This window comes from Bacillus cereus group sp. N21, from assembly GCF_016483395.1.
Classification (GTDB): Bacteria; Bacillota; Bacilli; order Bacillales; family Bacillaceae_G; genus Bacillus_A; species Bacillus_A pseudomycoides.
This window is the reverse complement of sequence record NZ_JAEHBX010000018.1, coordinates 1-17,722: the sequence shown is the minus strand read 5'-3', so window position 1 is coordinate 17,722 and position 17,722 is coordinate 1. Positions and strand designations below refer to the sequence as shown.

Here is a 17,722-nt window from a genome sequence, read left to right as displayed (position 1 = left end):
AGATAAAATGAATGAAATTGAAATTAATGGAAGGAAAATCAGTCGCAACCACCAACCATTTATCATTGCTGAAATGTCCGGAAACCATAACCAGTCATTAGAACGTGCATTGCAAATAGTTGAAGCTGCAGCAAGAGCTGGCGCACATGCTCTAAAAATTCAAACTTACACAGCCTATACTATGACACTTGATATAGATAACAAGGATTTTAAAATAGAAGATACAAACAGCTTATGGAAAGGAAACACACTTTATAAACTATACCAACAAGCTTACACACCATGGGAATGGCACAAACCACTCTTTGATAAATGTACAGAATTAGGTATCATCCCATTCAGCACCCCATTTGATGAAACAGCAGTTGATTTTCTAGAATCTCTCAATGTCCCTTGTTATAAAATTGCTTCTTTTGAAAATATTGATATTCCTTTAATCCGCAAAGCTGCCTCTACCGGAAAACCTCTTATCATCTCAACAGGTATGGCTACAATTTCAGAATTAGATGAGACTGTCACCGCTGCTAGATCAGCGGGCTGTAAAGATCTTATTTTATTGAAATGTACAAGTACTTACCCTGCTTCTCCAGAAAACACTAATATTCATACAATCCCCCATATGAGAGAATTATTTCAATGTGAAGTAGGTTTATCAGATCACACATTAGGGGTGGGAGCTGCAATCGCAAGTGTTGCAATGGGTGCAACTGTAATCGAAAAGCATTTCACTTTATCTAGAGCTGATGGAGGAGTAGACTCGGCGTTTTCAATGGAAGCAGATGAACTAAATTCTCTTGTTATTGAAACAGAAAGGGCATGGAAGTCACTAGGGAAGATTTATTACGGACCGACTGATATGGAAAAAAGCTCATTAAAGTTTCGACGTTCTCTATATGTGGCACAAGATATGAAAGCTGGGGATCTTTTAACAACAGAAAATATAAAAGCTATTCGACCTGGTTATGGTTTAGCACCAAAATACCTCCCTATTTTACTAGGAAAAAAAGTGAAAAAAGATGTTGCTAAGGGGACACCTGTAGGTTGGGATTTGATTTAACGAAAAGCCTCTTAAAAACATAAAGTAAACTTCCTATCTCTGTAAATCAAATTCTCGCATAAATTTCATCGTTCTTTTTTACCTATGAAATATTTCCTGTGGGGGCTATTGTTATTTCCTGTAAAACAGCCCCCTTCACTTAATATGATTAAAAAAAGCATCTAAAAACATCTTTATCAACAATAGCACGATTTAATGCGACTCTTCTACATACACAATTATCATTTTTGAATTCGAGTTACAAAACACGATAATATCTTAATGCATCTTTTGAAAAGATTAGAAAATCCCTTTATTTTGACAGACTACTGATAGATTACCCGCTTTTTCTAAAATCTCACTGCGATTTACTAAGAGCTTTTGTAACAATTGTAAGACACTCCTACCACTCACTTCTTTCAAAATCCATCCCCCGTTATATTTTTTGATTAGCTCCGCTGGCGCTCCCATATCAAATGCAATGACAGGATACCCTGAAAACATAGCCTCATTAGTTGTATAAGAAAATGTCTCTGGACATATCGAAGAAGTTATAACGATAGCTATTTTATGTGTTGCCAAAAGATTAGAAAATTCCCTATTATCGTATGGTCCTGTTACAACAAAATGTCCGCTTGGACTGACAAATCTTCTTTTGTGCCTATCTGTTAACCCAATTACTTTTATACAAAAAGGTAGCTTCCTCCTTTCAATTTCCATTTTAAGTTTATATAAAATGTGTGATCCTTTATTTTTGTATATATTTCCCACGAAGGCAACATTAAGCTGTTTTTCATTTGCAAATTCAGAGGTATATGTATAGTAGATATTAGGAGATAAAGGATGTTCCTGTACATCTATAATAATGTCAGGAAAATGTTTTTTTATAATTTCTTTTGCACTGTTGCTTGGAGCGATTACCTTCTGGGCATTTGATAAAAAAAACTCGAAATTTTTTCTCCAAGCTTGAATATCTGTTTCTCTCCCTCCATCCAAACATGCCTTACATATATTCACATCTGTTTCATTATTGCAGTAAGGGCCATTTCTTTTAATCAAGTTAACTAGAGGACATACACAAAAAAAATCGTGTATAAAATAAATATACTCAATCCCAGAATATTGAATAAGGTTTATAAACTTAAATATAGGGAATTTAATGAGATGATTGATATAAATTAGTTCAATATCCATTGACTTGAGTAACGATCGAAAACTCGTTTCATCATAATTATGAAACTCTAAATCATAGTACAGGGTGTGTTCCTGATTCATATCTTCTATACAAAACATTCCAGCTCTAAACGTCATCTTATAAATTCTATACTTATGCCGATTCTGTTCAATATACATATTTTGATAATGTTCCACTCCTCCACCTATAGGATTCATCACAAATAAAACGCCTTTCTTTTTTGGAGCACCAGCACTCTTCGACACCGCTCTCCCTCCTTGATTTAAATTTTTCATATTATCATTTCAACTCGTTTTCTTCAATAATTTATAAATATATATTTTCGCAAACAAAAATATTCCACCATTTATTTTCACATAAAATAATAAGACAAGATTATGCCTTTCGTTTCAAGTAACCGCTACAATAAGATGAATGATTACTAAAGTTTATTTCCGTCATCTTGAGAAAATCACCTACATCCGGTTCGGTTTACTTAGACATTTTATATTTTTCATACGTATATACAATTATCAAATTTAAGTAATCCTTTTTATTACTTCCTCAACACTTGCTCTCCCATCTGAAGCATAATAGAAAAACGCTATCCTTTTTGCATATTTTTGCAAAAAGGATAGCGTTTTTTCTTTATGTTATATGGATATAAGCTTATCTTAGTTTGATGAACATGTGTGGTGCTTTTCCACCTAAAATATTACATCTAATTTCAACTCTAATTCTTCATTACCCTAAAATATGATACCCAGAATCCACATGAATGTTCTCACCAGTCACACCGCTTGCTAAGTCACTGAATAAGAATAACGCTGTGTTACCAACTTCCTCTTGTGTTACGTTACGACGAAGTGGTGCGCGTTCTTCGATTTGTTTTAAGATGCTGTTAAAGTCGCCAACACCTTTTGCTGATAACGTACGGATTGGTCCTGCTGATACAGAGTTTACGCGAATGTTGTGCTGACCTAAGTCGTTTGCTAAGTATCTTACACTTGCGTCTAGTGATGCTTTTGCAACGCCCATTACATTGTAGTTTGCTACAACGCGCTCTCCGCCAAGGTATGTTAATGTAACGATGCTACCGCCTTCTGTCATTAATGGCTTCGCTGCTCTTGCTACAGCTGTTAATGAGAATGAGCTAATGTTTTGTGCAAGTAAAAAGCCGTCGCGAGATGTATCAACGAACTCACCTTTTAAGTCATCACGATTTGCGAATGCGATGCAGTGTGCTAATCCGTGAACAACTCCAACTTCTTCTTTAATAGACTGGAAGCAACGCGCGATATCTTCATCGTTTGTTACATCACATGGTAACACAAGTGATTTTTGTCCTTCTAATGATTCTGCTAGATCACGTACGTTTTTTTCTAGACGCTCACCTGCATATGTGAAAATTAAGTTTGCTCCTGCCTCGTGTAGTGAACGAGCGATACCCCAAGCGATGCTTCGTTGGTTCGCAACTCCCATTATGATAATGTTTTTTCCTTTTAAGTTGAGAAGATTCATTTATTTATCCCCCTAAATTTATTAAATAACATCAGTTATTAGTACCTGGTAATATATTTATATCATATCACAAATTCAAAATAAGGCAAAACAAAATTATTAGTATGACTGGTTCTTTACTTCTCTTTTGCTCTTTCACTTTCCTGCTACTACGAAAGCTCAATCTTTATTTCCTCTATTTAAAAGTACTTGCTGGATAAATCACGGCTATGAAGAATAAAAGGGAACCGCTCTCACTCCCTTTGTTTTAAACTTGGCACGGGGCGAAAATAGGCCCTGACCGCTTCTATGTATAGCCAGATCCTCTCTCCCATCTAAAAAAGAAAGGTTTTATCTCAGTTTCTCAATTTATATCTATATAATCTAACATCTCACACTCAAAATCCAAACAACATATTTGCAAACCATCCAAAATCCGCTAATATGGTAATAGCGTCTTTTTTTGTATTACGCAAAGAGCAATAGAAAGGACTACGTACGTTGAAAGATAAGAATTCTCAATATCGAATAGATTACATATTAATCCTGATTGTACTCGTAATCGGGGCTGTGAGTTGTTTTGCTATCGCAAGTGCACAACCATCTTTACCACCGGCTTTACAACAGGTAAACTTTGTTGCGAAACAAATTCAATGGTATGTCATTGGGGCCATCGCAATTTTTGCGATTATGGTTATTGATTTTGACCGATATAAACAAATCGCTTGGTACTTGTATGGATTTGCGATGATTTTACTTATTGGACTTGAATTAAAAGTTCCTGGAGCTGTAACAATTAAAGGGGCTACTGCTTGGTACAGTGTTCCAGGCCTTGGTAATTTCCAGCCTTCCGAGATTATGAAGTTATTTTTAATCATTGTCGTTGGCCGCATTATCGTCAATCATAATGAAAAGTATCCGTTTCGGACGCCGCGTGAGGATCTCATTTTACTCGGCAAAATATTTGGCGCAAGTTTACCACCACTACTTTTAATTGCGAAAGAACCAGACTTAGGAAATACAATGGTTATTTCAGCGATGCTCGCCGCGATGATTTTAGTTTCAGGTATACGCTGGCGCTTTATTTTCGGTTTAGCTACACTTGTTATAGCAGCTGGTTCTGCGTTAACGTACACTTACTTTGCGCATACAGCATTCTTTAAAGAACATATTTTAAAAGAATATCAATTAGATCGTTTCTACGGCTGGTTAGCACCTTATGAATATGAAACGCAAGGATATCAGTTAAGGCAAGCTGTTTTAGCAACCGGATCAGGTGAACTGCACGGAAAGGGCTGGGAGAATGGGCAAGTATACTTCCCAGAACCGCATACCGATTTTATTTTCACAAACATTGCTGAGCAATTTGGATTTTTAGGAGCAAGTGTTGTTATTTCACTTTTCTTCCTCCTTATTTATCGAATGATTCATATCGCTTTAGAAAGTAATGATCCATTCGGTAGCTATTTATGTGCAGGAACGATTGGAATGTTTACATTCCAGGTATTCCAAAATATTGGGATGACAATTGGACTACTTCCAATTACGGGGATTACTCTTCCTCTTATGAGTTATGGCGGTAGTTCCTTACTGACATATATGATTGCGATTGGCTTTGTACTGAACGTACGATCGCGAACAAAAACGTTTATGTTTGATTAGACCATATCCAGTGGGTATGGTTTTTTCTATATCCAATTTAGGTATACTAAGAAAAAACTGAGATGGAGGTTATAAAATGCAGTATGATATTATCGGAGATATACACGGCTGTTTAGAAGAGTTTCAAACGTTAACAGAGCAGCTCGGTTATAACTGGGATAGCGGTCTTCCTATCCATCCAGAGAAGAGACAACTTGCTTTTGTCGGAGATATTACTGACCGTGGTCCAGCATCCCTAAAAATGATTGAAATTGTATGGGAGCTTGTAATAAATAAAAAAGAAGCTTATTACGCTCCGGGAAATCATTGTAATAAGTTGTACCGATTTTTCATCGGACGTAACGTAACAATCGCACACGGATTAGAAACAACCGTCGCTGAATATGAAGCCCTTCAAACTCGCGAACAAAAAATAGTACAGAAAAAATTTATCGATCTTTACGAACAGTCACCTCTCTATCATGTGCGTGATAACAAAAAACTCATCGTCTGTCACGCTGGTATTCGCCAAGATTATATCGGAAGAAGTGATAAGAAAGTCCAAACTTTCGTATTATATGGGGACATTACTGGAGAAAAACATCCTGATGGTTCACCTGTCCGCCGTGATTGGGCGAAGCATTATGAAGGAGAAGCTTGGATTGTGTATGGTCACACTCCTGTGGCAGAACCTCGTTTTGTCAATCATACGGTAAATATTGATACAGGAGCTGTTTTTGGCGGGAAACTAACAGGGCTGCGCTATCCAGAGATGGAGACGATTTCAGTTCCTTCTTCGATGCCGTTTGTGCCTGAGAAATTTCGTCCAATTACATAACTAAAATATAAAGCTGCCCTCATGTGAAGGCAGCTTATTTTAATAATTCTTTCATATCTTCTGGCACATCCGCATGAAATTTTATCTGTTTTTCTAAAATAGGATGATAGAAGGTTAAACTCGTACTATGGAGCGCTTGTCGTTTCATCTGCGACTTACTTCCCCCATACAAGTCATCCCCTAATAGCGGATGGCCTAAATATGCCATATGTACACGAATTTGATGTGTTCTTCCTGTTTCTAACTGCAGTGAGACTCTTGTTTTATCAGGAAATCTCTCTATCACCTGAAAATGCGTAACTGCTTTTTGACCGTCTTCACATACCATTCGTTCAATAATGCTATCGCCTTTTCTTCCAATTGGCGCATCAATCGTTCCCGACTCTTCTAGCAATTCTCCATGAACAATGGCTTCATATGCTCGTTTCACTTGTTTTTGCTGATGCTGTTTTGATAAAAGATGGTGAATGAAACGGTTTTTCGCAATCAGCATAAGTCCTGACGTATCACGGTCCAGTCTCGTTACAATATGCACCGTACTTGCAAGATTCTGCCTGTCATAATGATAAAGAAGCGCATTCGCAACACTTCCTGCCGGATGTTCCCTTGACGGAATGGTTGACATGTATGGTTCTTTATTGATTACCAGTACGGATTCATCCTCATACATGACAGTCAACGGAATATTTTCAGCCAGCATTCCTTCACTTCTCTCCTCAACCGGAAAAAACACTTGCAATTCTTCCTCGGCCTGTAATACGTGCCGAACCGTCGCATGCTTACCGTCAACTTCAATTGCCCCACCTTGAAACTTTATATCTGTCAAAGCAGCTTTAGAAATCCCTTTCGTTTTTAGAAATTCCCGAATGAGCATTCCCTTCTCTGCTTCTGTCATACACCATTTTAATGTAAATCTTCTCAAATACATAAACCCTCTCTATTCATCCGCAACAAACGAATCTCGAACACGTTTCCAAAATGGGAATGGGCGAAAACGAACGAATCTCACCTTCTCGTTTGCAACGCGGTATTGAATTGACTTTACGTCTTGATGAACCATCGTTAAATGATCGACCGTAATTTGTAAATTCATTCCTGCCGATGGCTTTAAAACACATGTATGGTGCTTCGGTAAAACAAGCGGTGAACCGACTGTACGGAACACACGGTTATTAATCGAAGCCATTTCCGCAATTTGTATCGCTTCAATCGAAGGATGAATGATTGCTCCGCCTAGCGCTTTATTATAGGCTGTACTTCCAGAAGGAGTAGAAATACAAAGACCGTCCCCGCGGAACGTTTCAAAATATTCTCCGCGAATTTCCACCTCTGTTACTAATGTTCCTTCTGCGCTTTTTACTGTCGCTTCATTCATTGCTAAATACTGCGATTCCTTACTTCCATTCACATAGCGAATAATGACTTCTAAAAGCGGATATTCCACCACTTGAAACGGTGTTTTCGCAATTGCAATCACAAGTTTTTCTACTTCTGTTGGCAACCAATCTGCATAGAACCCTAAATGTCCCGTATGTACACCAACAAAAGCTGTCTCATCTAATCGATTATAGTAACGATGAAACGCGTATAAGAGCGTCCCATCCCCCCCAACAGAAATTACAATATCGGGTTCCGCCTCATCCATTGTAAACCCAAAATCTTGCAAGTAATCTGTCATTGTACTTGCAAGTGCGTTTGATGATTGATCTCCCTTTGACATAATTGCAAATTTCATCGCCTAACACCCTTTAGTTTATGATTCGGATTCTTTCGCTTCTTGTTTGCGCGAAAAAACCTTTTGTGCTTCTTGAATTTCAAGACGAATCGAAGACATTTCTTCATCTAATAAAAATGCTGCTTCTGCCGCACGCTGAAGGCGCACTTTAATATCTTCTGGAAAACGCCCACTATATTTGTAATTTAAAGAATGCTCAATTGTTGCCCAAAAATTCATTGCTAATGTTCGAATTTGAATTTCAACTAATACTTTTTTCTCTCCACAAATCGTTTGAACAGGATAACTAATTACAACGTGATACGAACGATAACCACTTTCTTTCTTTTGCGTCACATAATCTCGTTCTTCCACAATTTCAAAGTCATTTCGTTTTCGAAGATATTCGACAACAGGCTTAATCTCATCAACAAATTGACACATCATCCGAAGACCAGCGATGTCCTGCATTTCTTCTCCGAGTCGGTCAAGCGGTACATTTCTCTTTTCCGCCTTATCAATAATACTTGCAACCGACTTTACCCGACCTGTTACAAACTCGATCGGAGAGTGTTCTGTTAACATTGTAAACTGAGAACGCATTCCTTTTAATTTCACTTTTAGCTCTGCCACCGCTTGGTGGTACGGCGCTAAAAATTCTTCCCAATTACGATTCATTTCAACCACCACCAAAGTCAATCCATTTGCTTATAGAAATATCTTTTCTACAGTCGTTACAAGTTCTTCTCCGTAATTTGCATTACCTTCAATATTTTCAATTAAATATTCCACTTCTTCTTTCAATTGTGCTAATTCAATTTCAGTATTATTTACACGAACAAACATTGCTTTATCATTCTTCATTGCACTGTGCATTGCTTCCCAACATGTATGCGGAATACTCACATAAATGAACGCTGATTCGTTTTCTAAAATATATAAAAATGATAAATGATCTGAGTCTACAAGTACGTGATTACGCGCCTTTAACTCCTCCACTTGTATTTCAATATTTTCCGCACAAAAAATAAGAGCATTCTCTCTTTCTTCTACGCTCTTAACTTGGATTTTATTTTGCATGCTCTAACTCCTCCATATCAACTTCCTGTCTTACTTCACACTATTATTGTATCATAACATAGACGCAAACAAATAAAACATTGAACCAAATTTGCGAAAAAGCGATAATGTCTAAAGAATTACTCTTAAGAAGGAGCTTATACAATGACACAAGAAATTGAAATTGAATTTAAAAATATGGTCACAGAAGAAGAATTTCAAGCATTATGCGATGTGTTTTCTATCGAATCATTTACAAAACAAGTGAATCATTATTTTGAAACACCTCATTTTTCTTTAAAAGCAGCAGGCTCTGCTCTTCGTATTCGTCATAAAGACGGAGCTTATACATTAACTTTAAAACAACCAGCTGAAATTGGGTTACTGGAAACTCATCAACCTTTAACAGCACGAGAAGCACAACTAATGATGGAAACAAATGGGCTCATTCCAGGCCCTGTAGCAGATCAACTACATGCCCTGCAAATCCCTGTTTCTACTTTAGCTTATATGGGAAGCTTAACAACAGAACGAGCAGAAACTACATTTAAGGGCGGCACACTTGTATTTGATCATAGTTTCTATTACAATCACGATGATTATGAACTTGAATATGAAGTACAAGATGAAGCAGCGGGCAAAGCTGATTTCCTCAATTTATTGAACAAATACCATATACCTGTTCGCCATACAAAAAATAAAGTGCAACGCTTTTTTCTTGCCAAACAAAACAAAGCACGCTAAAGTGAAACTTCCATTAGTAGAAGTTTTTTCTCACTGATGGAAAGCCCTCACCAATCGGGCTCTTACGGTCAGTCCTTCCCTCTTTGTTTTTTCTTCTTTGAAAAGGAAGGTTACTGATTGTGAGTAGCTGGGTAAAATGAAGCTTCCATCAGTAGGTGCTTTTCCTACTAATGGTTCACCTTTACCAATGTTGCACTTATATTTAGCTTTATCTTAAGGAAAAAATGGGCAAAGGATTACACAAGAGCTGTTTAGTTGCTCTTCGTGACAATCCATTGCTACAATAGATATACATTTGATGGAAAAAGGAGTTTATACAGGATGAACAAGCAACCGATGACACCATTTGAAGCAATTAGCGGTGAACAAGGCATTGCAGCATTAGTCGATACGTTTTATTCCTATGTCAGTAAACACCCTGACTTATCTCCCATCTTCCCAGACGATTTGACAGAAACAGCCAGGAAGCAGAAGCAATTTCTAACGCAGTATTTAGGTGGGCCGAATTTGTATACAGAGGAACATGGTCACCCTATGCTAAGAGCACGCCATCTCCCTTTTGAGATTACACCAAAGCGCGCGAAAGCCTGGTTAGCATGTATGGAGCAAGCAATGGAAGATACAGGAGTACAAGGGCAGATTCGAGAATTTGTTTTTGAACGTTTAGCATTAACTGCGCAGCATATGGTCAACACTCCAAACGAAACAGGTGAAGCGTAATGGATAAACAGGAAGCAAAGCATATGCGCATTCCTTCTCTTTCCAAATGCGAACATAAATCTGTGGAAGCCTATTTGTTTATTGATCCACTTTGCAAAGATTGCTGGGAAATCGAACCAGTCATCATTAAATTATGGCTCGAATACGGAAAATATTTTTCGATTCGGCACATATTAACCGGCAAAGTGGAAGGGGCAATCGCCTCCCCACACAAATGGAATAAACCTGCTAATATTCGATTTGTGTGGGAAAAGACAACAAGTTTGCACGGCTTTTCATGCGATGGAAAAGTACATATGCAAGACGCCTCATCTACACCGTATTTAGTTTCTATGGCAATTAAAGCAGCTGAGTTGCAAGGTCGAAAAGCAGGTTCGAAATTTTTACGGAAACTTCAAGAATACATTTTTCTTGAAAATATATCAAAACCAGATTTGCAATCACTACTTGCATGCGCACAGCAAAGCGGCATTGATGTAGAGGAATTTAAAAAAGATTTGCATTCGATTAGTGCAAAAAAAGCATTTCAGTGCGATTTAAAGTTCACAAACGAAATGCACATTACCGAAATCCCTTCTCTCGTATTCTTTCATGCAAATTCAGATGAAGAGGGCATTAAAATTGCAGGAATTTATTCGTATGATGTGTACGTACAACTCTTAAAAGAAATTGTAAAATGTGACATTGAGCCAGCACCTTTACCACCACTGGAATTCTTATTAGAAATGGTCCAATTTATGTCATCAAAAGAAATTGCATTTATTTATAACTGCTCAGAGCAAGAAATAGAACGAGAACTAAAAAAATTGTCATTAAAAAGAAAAGTACGAATGATTGAAGTGAAATGCGAACGTTATTGGAAATGGATTGCAAAAGAAAAAGACCTGGTGTAAACACCAGGTCTTTTTCTTTACGGCTTATAAAAATATTAAAGGGGATGGGAGAAATTTTCACGTTCAAACAAAGGGGTATATGTTTGTATGTGAATTCGTTCACGCTTATTATATTACAAGATTCGACGTCAGATGACAAGCCTTTTTGTCGAATTTCACACTTTTGTCACATTCTAAACGTTTTCATTACTGAATAAGCTATGAAAAGAAGCTTTTTAGGAGGGATTTTATGAAAAAAACACATATCTTCTTTCTACTATTTGGCATTTGTATTTCTTTTTTTCTGTACATTCTTTCACTATTACAAGCATTTCCAAAGATGATTGCCTTGCCACTTTTGTTTGCAGTCATTGTTATTGGCCTCTCTTATTTCAATCATAGAAAGCGATTCAAAGGTTTTTAAAAAGAAAGAAGGCGAGAAATTCCACTCTCGCCTTCCCTCTTTCGCTATTATTTACCTTCAAATAATAGCGCTTCTAATTCATTTAACTTTTCTTCAAATACTTGTAATGCCTCTTTAACAGGCTCTGGTGATGCCATATCTACTCCTGCTTTTTTCAATACTTCAATTGGATAGTCGGAGCTTCCAGCTTTTAAGAATTCGTTAATATAACGTTCTACTGCTGGTTGTCCTTCTTCTAAAATTTGCTTTGATAAGGCTGTTGCCGCACTAAATCCTGTTGCATATTGATAAACATAATAGTTGTAATAGAAGTGCGGAATACGAGACCACTCTAAACCAATTTCTTTATCGATGACTAAAGCATCGCCAAAGTATCTTTTATTTAAATCATAGTAAATCTCTGTTAACATATCTGGCGTTACTGCATGGCCTTCTTGTACCTTTTTATGAATGATATGTTCAAATTCAGCAAACATCGTTTGACGAAATACAGTTCCGCGGAATCCTTCTAAATAATGATTTAATAAATATAAACGTTCTTTCTTATCTTCTGTCGTTTTTAATAAGTAATCATTTAAAATTGCTTCGTTACAAGTTGATGCAACTTCCGCAACGAATATGGAATAGTCACCATATACATGTGGCTGTGTTTTTCTTGTATAGTAGCTATGCACAGAATGACCAAACTCATGTGCAAGTGTAAATAAATTATTTACATTATCATGCCAGTTCATTAAAATATACGGATTTGTTCCATATGCACCAGATGAATACGCACCGCTTCGTTTTCCTTTGTTTTCATATACATCTACCCAGCGATTTTCATATGCTTCTTTCAAAATCTCAACATACTCATCACCAAGGACGTTTAAAGATTTCAACAGAATCTCTTGTGCCTCTTCATATTTCACATTCATTTTCACTTCTGGTACAAGTGGTGTATATAAATCGTACATATGCAGTTCATCAAGGCCTAGTGCACGTTTACGAATATCAATATAACGGTGCAATAAATGTAAGTTATCATTTACTGTCTCGACAAGTTGGTCATATACTGTTTCAGGTATGTTATTATTGCTTAACGCAGCTTGGCGTGCAGAATCGTATTTACGAACGCGCGCGTTGAAATTATTACGTTTCACTGCACCACTAAGTGTGCTTGCAAATGTATTTTTATATTTCCCATACGTTTCAAAAACAGCATGGAATGCATCATGACGAACACGACGATCATCGCTTTCTAAAAATTGAATATAACGGCCATGTGTTACTTCTACTTCTTCACCATTTTCATCTTTAATAGATGGGAATTTTAAATCCGCATTATTAAGCATACCAAATGTATTACTTGATGCACTCATAACTTCAGATGCTTCTGCTAACAATGCTTCTTCCGCCTCTGACAGTACATGCGGACGCTGACGTGTAATTTCTTCTAACGCATGTTCATACACACTTAATTCTTTATTTTCTTGTAAGAACGACTGTAATTGTTCTTCTGAAATTGTTAAAATTTCAGGAACGATATACGCCATGCTGCTGGACGCTTGAGAATATAAGTTTGTTGCTCGATCATTTAGCGCTTGATAAGCAGAATTTGTTGTATCTTGATCGTAACGCATATGAGCATATGTATATAATTTTCCTAATCTCATTGAGACTTCATCTTCATATTGTAAAGCTTCTAATAATGAATCAGCAGAATCACCAAGTTTCCCCTTAAATTCAGTTAACTTTGGTAGTAATTCTTTTACTGCTTGAAATTCTTTTTCCCATTCTTCATCAGTTTGGAAAATATCCTCCAAGCGCCATGTATTTACTTCTTCAATTTCACTACGTTCCGGCAGTGTTTTTGTTGTTTTTGGATCAGACATAAAATAAACCCTCCTTATTAATCTCTACATACTACAATTCGATTCTTCTTATGTAATTCCTTCAGGATACCCCTTTATTATATCCGCTTTTCCTTTTCCCATGTTGTACTTTGTTTCAAACAAAGATAGTGCATGTGACAAACAAAGCGCATCATATTCCTTTATTTCTCCCTCTGTTTTTGGCATTGCAAATTGTCTCGTTTTTCGATACTTATGCACATCCACTTTTTCAATCATTCCTACTTTACATAAAAACGTTACATACTCTATGATTGCCAATTGCCATACATTTTGCGAAAAATACGGTAACGCGCGCCTTTGAATACTACGCTTTTTATTTACATAGTAAAAAACAGCATGTAATGAAAAATATTCTCCAATTTTAAATTTGCCAATAAAGTCTATACAAAGAAAAGCCTGCCATACAAAAGGATGTGTTTGAAATGCAAATGCAGATGGAAGAGGAACACCAATTTCAGATGGAAAACAAGAGGGAGACAGGTGATATTGATATAGAAGATGTAAAAGTAATTTATGACTATAATTCCATATTGGAAGGACATTCGTTCGAAAGTAGGTCTTTTTATTCTGCCATTCCCGCTCCAATCGTTCTTTCGTAATTGGTGCTTGGCAAAAGAGTTTCTCAAAAGTAACGGTACGTACCGGGAAATACATGATCTGTGAAAAATAAACCTTTGCAGAAAACGGAGTAAGAAGTTCGCATTTCAGAAATGATTTTTTATTTGGACAAAAAAAGAGAAGTGAAGGCTGAGGATAAGATTGTATGCAGAGAAAATGAAACGAGGATAATGAGATCCAATAAGCAGAGTGCCTTTTCAGTTGATTTCCACCTAATATCCAAATGATTTGTATCCCTATTTCCCAATAGGAACGCGTTCGTTTTAATAACTGCTCAGTGGATAAAGAGGCACATTGATATTCAATTGCAATCCGTCTTCCTTTCATTTCAATAAACAGATCGGGTCTTTGGCGAATCTCTGGGAGGTAATGTTCGATTTTTACATGAAATCCTTGCGACTTGAGCCATCTATATAACTGTTCCTTCCCGCGCATATGATAAGCGGATTCAGGCTCAGATGAAACGAGGCACTGATTTAATTTTTTATGAGCAAAATGCCATCTCTTTTGCTTCCCTAACTTGAGCTGCACCTCTCGCCTGCAAATCGGGCAAAAAAAGCGTTCCTTCTTTCGCATTGCAAGTAGCTCCTTTTCATTGCGGCTTTCAAGAAGGTGAACTTTCCCTCCATTTTCTCTCCTTGCAACAAACATAATACCACATCCTTTCTATACCGCTTTGTATTCTACAATTTATTACAAATTCCTTTTTAGACAAAAAGAGGACGTCCTTGTAAGAACATCCTCCTCATAATAAAGGTGATAATAAACGATATGCCGATTCTACAATTCGCCTATGAAGGCGGCGTTTATGAAAATGATCCACATGAATTTCACTGGATTCTTGCAAATCCTCTTCAAAATCCTTAACAAGCTTTCGAATACTATCCGTATCATATAAAAAGGCATTCACCTCAAAGTTTAAATGAAAGCTTCTCATATCCATATTCGCTGTCCCAATTGATGCTAAATCAGAATCGACAATGACAATTTTACTGTGAAGGAAACCTTTTTCATATTCGTATACCTTTACCCCTGCATCTAATAACTCCGGAAAATAAGACCTTGATGCATAAAACACCGTTCGTTTATCCGGTTTACTCGGCATTAATAAACGGACATCAATGCCCGCAAGAGCTGCTACTTTTAATGCAGATAAAATATCATCATCTGGAATAAAATAAGGTGTAGCAATCCATATAGACTTCCTTGCCGAAGCGATCATCGCAAAATAAAGATGCTTAATTGTCTCCCATTTATTATCCGGCCCACCTGCGACAAGTTGGACACCGCCCCAATGATCTCCATCCACTGCTTCCGCCTGTAAATATTCAGGTGCTAATACTGCTTCCCCTGTCATATAAAACCAGTCTTGTACGAATATGAGCTGCAGGCTTTGAACGGCCTCACCTCGTAAATACAAATGCGTATCTCGCCAAAATCCAAAATATTTATTTTTCCCTAAATACTCATCACCAATATTCAGTCCGCCCACAAAACCTTCATTCCCATCAATGACAACAATTTTTCGATGATTTCGATAATTAATTTTATCGTTCAAAATCGGAAAACGCACTGGAAAGAAAGGAATCATCTCGACACCTGCATCGTTTAATTCATCAATATAAGCATTTGACAGCTTAAAACTTCCAACCGCATCATATAAAAAACGGACGGTAACACCTTCCTGCGCCTTCTGAATTAAAATGTCTTTAATTTGTGTACCAAGCTTGTCATCACGTACAATATAATATTCCATATGGATATGATGCTTCGCTTTTTGCAATCCTGCTAAAATCGCTTGAAACGTTTCATCCCCATTCGTTAACACTTTTGTTTCTGTCTGAAATGAAATATTTAACGCACCAAGCCGATCCGCTAAATGAAATAGCAGTTCTTGATGTTTATGATTCTGTAAAATGCGTTCTTGATAATCTTCATGTCCTTTGTACTGTAAGAAAGCTTGTTCATCCAAAAGAGCCTTCTTTTGAAACATTCGTTTTCTGCGGAAGTTTTGTCCAAACAATAAATACGCAAAGAAACCAAATACAGGAAAAATACCGAGTACAATTAACCATGTCAATGTTTTAGATGGATGCCGATTTTCCAAGAAAATAACACAGCCAATTAAAAATGCAGAAATAGTAAATACAATACTTATAATTCCTAAAAACGAAATATCTTTTATGCCTATAACATCCGAATAAAATGCTACATCAATAAACATCCGTAACGAAACAAACACTGCGAATAAACCTAGAAAAAAGAAAAGTAACTTTAATGTATTTTTCATTCCTACCCCCCTTACTTACATAGCTTTTCTACTCTTATCATACCCATCATATAAAAAGCCGATTTCATAATATTGAAATCGGCCTACGTTTTAGGAGGAAAATGACTGCGAATCGTCTCAAGTGCGCGTTCTTTAACAACCTGTTTACCGTACTCACTTACACGGTGAACCGTTAAAGTAGACTCTTCCCCATATTCTAAAATAATACTTAAAATACGGTCAATTTCTTCTTCATCGTGTAGCACTTCATCAAATTCAACATATACATAATAGCGGTCTTCAAACGAATACAATTCATCTTTTATATCTTCAAATATAAGACGATGACTTAACGAAATAACGTCTTCAAAATCATCAAATTTAATTAAAAAGCCAAATGTTCCATCTTCGTTAAAGTTTGTTCCCGCTTCCATCTCTTCCTCTAACTCTTGTTGAAATAACGATTCAATCCGCTCATCTAGAGGAATATCAATGATTTTATCTAGACCTATTGGTAATTCTAATTTTTGTCCATCTTTTGAAAGCTGCGCTTTCGTTACAAGTACTTCAATGCCTTTATCCATCGCCTGTACTTGGATCCATAGTGGCCCATCAATAAAGAAATCATCATGATCGCGAGCTTCATCCATCATTTCCCAAAACAATTGTTCGCTTCGTTCACGATTGTACCAAATCTCTTCTCGATTAAACCCTCTATCTTCTATATCAACGTACGTAATAAAAAACTTCATCGTATGATCGTTAATTCTTTCAATGTCCAAAATCCAACTCTCCCTTCCTATTCGGAATTGTTATGAAGGGATTCCCCACTCATATGACAAATCAATAGATTCTTGTACTTTCATTTTATGATAAGATTCTCCAGAATGGAAATAAAATCGTTTCATTTTAGAAAAACAGTCATTCGCCTAGATTATTCTATGCTAATACATCATACTTCCTTCCTCTTATATATTCCATTATATACACTTGTGATATAAATTCCCTCATTCCTTCTTATTGAACTACCCCCACCTCCCTCTACAAGAGCTTGAGGTGGGGGATTCTCCTGTCTCTGCCCTCACAAAAACAGTTCCTCTCGTTCAACAAAGAGGATACAACAATATAGAGTTCAGTAGTATCTGTATGTAAGACGACCCATTCTATCTTCCGACGAAAGGCAAACAAAATAGGTACAACTACTTTGTTCTTATATCG

At 36.8% G+C, this 17,722-nt stretch carries 17 protein-coding genes; 7 read left to right on the top strand and 10 right to left on the bottom strand.

Annotated features, from left to right (window positions below):
• Positions 1-7 precede the first annotated feature (7 nt).
• The gene (pseI, locus tag JDS96_RS12585) at positions 8-1,057 is read left to right on the top strand and encodes a pseudaminic acid synthase (RefSeq protein WP_199667031.1); all 1,050 of its coding nucleotides are present in this window, start codon (positions 8-10) and stop codon (positions 1,055-1,057) included.
• A 279-nt stretch (positions 1,058-1,336) separates the two neighbouring features.
• On the opposite strand, the gene JDS96_RS12580 is transcribed toward pseI, so the two are convergent.
• Positions 1,337-2,476 carry a glycosyltransferase gene (locus JDS96_RS12580; RefSeq protein WP_307838180.1) on the bottom strand — a complete coding sequence of 380 codons (1,140 nt, stop codon included), beginning with the start codon at positions 2,474-2,476 and terminating at the stop codon, positions 1,337-1,339.
• 478 nt (positions 2,477-2,954) lie between these two features.
• Positions 2,955-3,731 carry an enoyl-ACP reductase FabI gene (fabI, locus tag JDS96_RS12575; protein WP_199667029.1) on the bottom strand — a complete coding sequence of 259 codons (777 nt, stop codon included), beginning with the start codon at positions 3,729-3,731 and terminating at the stop codon, positions 2,955-2,957.
• Positions 3,732-4,211: 480 nt separating this feature from the next.
• On the opposite strand from fabI, the gene JDS96_RS12570 reads away from it, so the two are divergent.
• Together JDS96_RS12570 and prpE are read left to right on the top strand one after the other, a co-directional pair.
• A complete protein-coding gene (locus JDS96_RS12570) occupies positions 4,212-5,372 on the top strand; it encodes an FtsW/RodA/SpoVE family cell cycle protein (protein WP_098205916.1) in 1,161 nt (386 codons plus the stop codon).
• 76 nt (positions 5,373-5,448) lie between these two features.
• Positions 5,449-6,189 carry a bis(5'-nucleosyl)-tetraphosphatase PrpE gene (prpE, locus tag JDS96_RS12565; RefSeq protein ID WP_199667028.1) on the top strand — a complete coding sequence of 247 codons (741 nt, stop codon included), beginning with the start codon at positions 5,449-5,451 and terminating at the stop codon, positions 6,187-6,189.
• A gap of 34 nt (positions 6,190-6,223) precedes the next feature.
• Here the strand turns inward: prpE and JDS96_RS12560 are convergent, their stop codons facing one another.
• From JDS96_RS12560 to JDS96_RS12545, 4 genes are read right to left on the bottom strand one after another with little or no spacing between them, the layout of a single operon-like run.
• Entirely contained in the window at positions 6,224-7,111 is an 888-nt protein-coding gene (locus tag JDS96_RS12560; protein WP_199667027.1) for an RluA family pseudouridine synthase, read from the bottom strand.
• A gap of 15 nt (positions 7,112-7,126) precedes the next feature.
• Positions 7,127-7,924 (bottom strand): NAD kinase, encoded by a 798-nt coding sequence (locus JDS96_RS12555; RefSeq protein WP_199667026.1) that lies wholly within the window; start codon positions 7,922-7,924, stop codon positions 7,127-7,129.
• Positions 7,925-7,942: 18 nt separating this feature from the next.
• Entirely contained in the window at positions 7,943-8,581 is a 639-nt protein-coding gene (gene yjbM / locus JDS96_RS12550) for a GTP diphosphokinase (RefSeq protein WP_016113795.1), read from the bottom strand.
• A 30-nt stretch (positions 8,582-8,611) separates the two neighbouring features.
• A complete protein-coding gene (locus tag JDS96_RS12545) occupies positions 8,612-8,983 on the bottom strand; it encodes a UPF0738 family protein (protein WP_199667025.1) in 372 nt (123 codons plus the stop codon).
• Between the two features lie 144 nt (positions 8,984-9,127).
• On the opposite strand from JDS96_RS12545, the gene JDS96_RS12540 reads away from it, so the two are divergent.
• The 4 genes from JDS96_RS12540 (at position 9,128) to JDS96_RS12525 (ending at position 11,722) form a co-directional block, all read left to right on the top strand.
• Positions 9,128-9,706, top strand: coding sequence for a CYTH domain-containing protein (locus JDS96_RS12540; protein ID WP_006093952.1), 579 nt, complete (start codon positions 9,128-9,130; stop codon positions 9,704-9,706).
• Between the two features lie 321 nt (positions 9,707-10,027).
• Positions 10,028-10,426 (top strand): globin domain-containing protein, encoded by a 399-nt coding sequence (locus JDS96_RS12535; RefSeq protein ID WP_199667024.1) that lies wholly within the window; start codon positions 10,028-10,030, stop codon positions 10,424-10,426.
• The gene (locus JDS96_RS12530; protein ID WP_006093953.1) at positions 10,426-11,319 is read left to right on the top strand and encodes a ClpXP adapter SpxH family protein; all 894 of its coding nucleotides are present in this window, start codon (positions 10,426-10,428) and stop codon (positions 11,317-11,319) included. Before JDS96_RS12535 ends, JDS96_RS12530 begins: the two co-directional genes overlap by 1 nt.
• A 229-nt stretch (positions 11,320-11,548) precedes the next feature.
• Positions 11,549-11,722, top strand: a complete 174-nt coding sequence (locus tag JDS96_RS12525; protein WP_006093954.1) for a hypothetical protein — start codon at positions 11,549-11,551, stop codon at positions 11,720-11,722.
• Between the two features lie 47 nt (positions 11,723-11,769).
• Here the strand turns inward: JDS96_RS12525 and pepF are convergent, their stop codons facing one another.
• The 4 genes from pepF to mecA all read right to left on the bottom strand — a co-directional run bounded on the left by pepF (position 11,770) and on the right by mecA (position 17,286).
• On the bottom strand, positions 11,770-13,596 hold the full coding sequence (pepF, locus tag JDS96_RS12520) for an oligoendopeptidase F (protein WP_199667023.1): 1,827 nt from the start codon (positions 13,594-13,596) through the stop codon (positions 11,770-11,772).
• A 48-nt stretch (positions 13,597-13,644) separates the two neighbouring features.
• A complete protein-coding gene (locus JDS96_RS12515) occupies positions 13,645-14,886 on the bottom strand; it encodes a competence protein CoiA (RefSeq protein WP_199667022.1) in 1,242 nt (413 codons plus the stop codon).
• A 94-nt stretch (positions 14,887-14,980) separates the two neighbouring features.
• On the bottom strand, positions 14,981-16,525 hold the full coding sequence (cls, locus tag JDS96_RS12510; RefSeq protein WP_003195932.1) for a cardiolipin synthase: 1,545 nt from the start codon (positions 16,523-16,525) through the stop codon (positions 14,981-14,983).
• 83 nt (positions 16,526-16,608) lie between these two features.
• Complete coding sequence (gene mecA / locus JDS96_RS12505; RefSeq protein ID WP_199667021.1) at positions 16,609-17,286, bottom strand: adaptor protein MecA; 678 nt, start codon at positions 17,284-17,286, stop codon at positions 16,609-16,611.
• Positions 17,287-17,722 lie beyond the last annotated feature (436 nt).

Bases quoted from the DNA above. Each gene is read 5' to 3' on its own strand.
- pseI (WP_199667031.1), top strand. From the start codon at position 8: ATGAATGAAATTGAAATTAATGGAAGGAAAATCAGTCGCAACCACCAA.
- fabI (WP_199667029.1), bottom strand. From the start codon at position 3,731: ATGAATCTTCTCAACTTAAAAGGAAAAAACATTATCATAATGGGAGTT.
- prpE (WP_199667028.1), top strand. From the start codon at position 5,449: ATGCAGTATGATATTATCGGAGATATACACGGCTGTTTAGAAGAGTTT.
- JDS96_RS12555 (WP_199667026.1), bottom strand. From the start codon at position 7,924: ATGAAATTTGCAATTATGTCAAAGGGAGATCAATCATCAAACGCACTT.
- yjbM (WP_016113795.1), bottom strand. From the start codon at position 8,581: ATGAATCGTAATTGGGAAGAATTTTTAGCGCCGTACCACCAAGCGGTG.
- JDS96_RS12545 (WP_199667025.1), bottom strand. From the start codon at position 8,983: ATGCAAAATAAAATCCAAGTTAAGAGCGTAGAAGAAAGAGAGAATGCT.
- JDS96_RS12540 (WP_006093952.1), top strand. From the start codon at position 9,128: ATGACACAAGAAATTGAAATTGAATTTAAAAATATGGTCACAGAAGAA.
- JDS96_RS12535 (WP_199667024.1), top strand. From the start codon at position 10,028: ATGAACAAGCAACCGATGACACCATTTGAAGCAATTAGCGGTGAACAA.
- JDS96_RS12530 (WP_006093953.1), top strand. From the start codon at position 10,426: ATGGATAAACAGGAAGCAAAGCATATGCGCATTCCTTCTCTTTCCAAA.
- JDS96_RS12525 (WP_006093954.1), top strand. From the start codon at position 11,549: ATGAAAAAAACACATATCTTCTTTCTACTATTTGGCATTTGTATTTCT.
- pepF (WP_199667023.1), bottom strand. From the start codon at position 13,596: ATGTCTGATCCAAAAACAACAAAAACACTGCCGGAACGTAGTGAAATT.
- JDS96_RS12515 (WP_199667022.1), bottom strand. From the start codon at position 14,886: ATGTTTGTTGCAAGGAGAGAAAATGGAGGGAAAGTTCACCTTCTTGAA.
- cls (WP_003195932.1), bottom strand. From the start codon at position 16,525: ATGAAAAATACATTAAAGTTACTTTTCTTTTTTCTAGGTTTATTCGCA.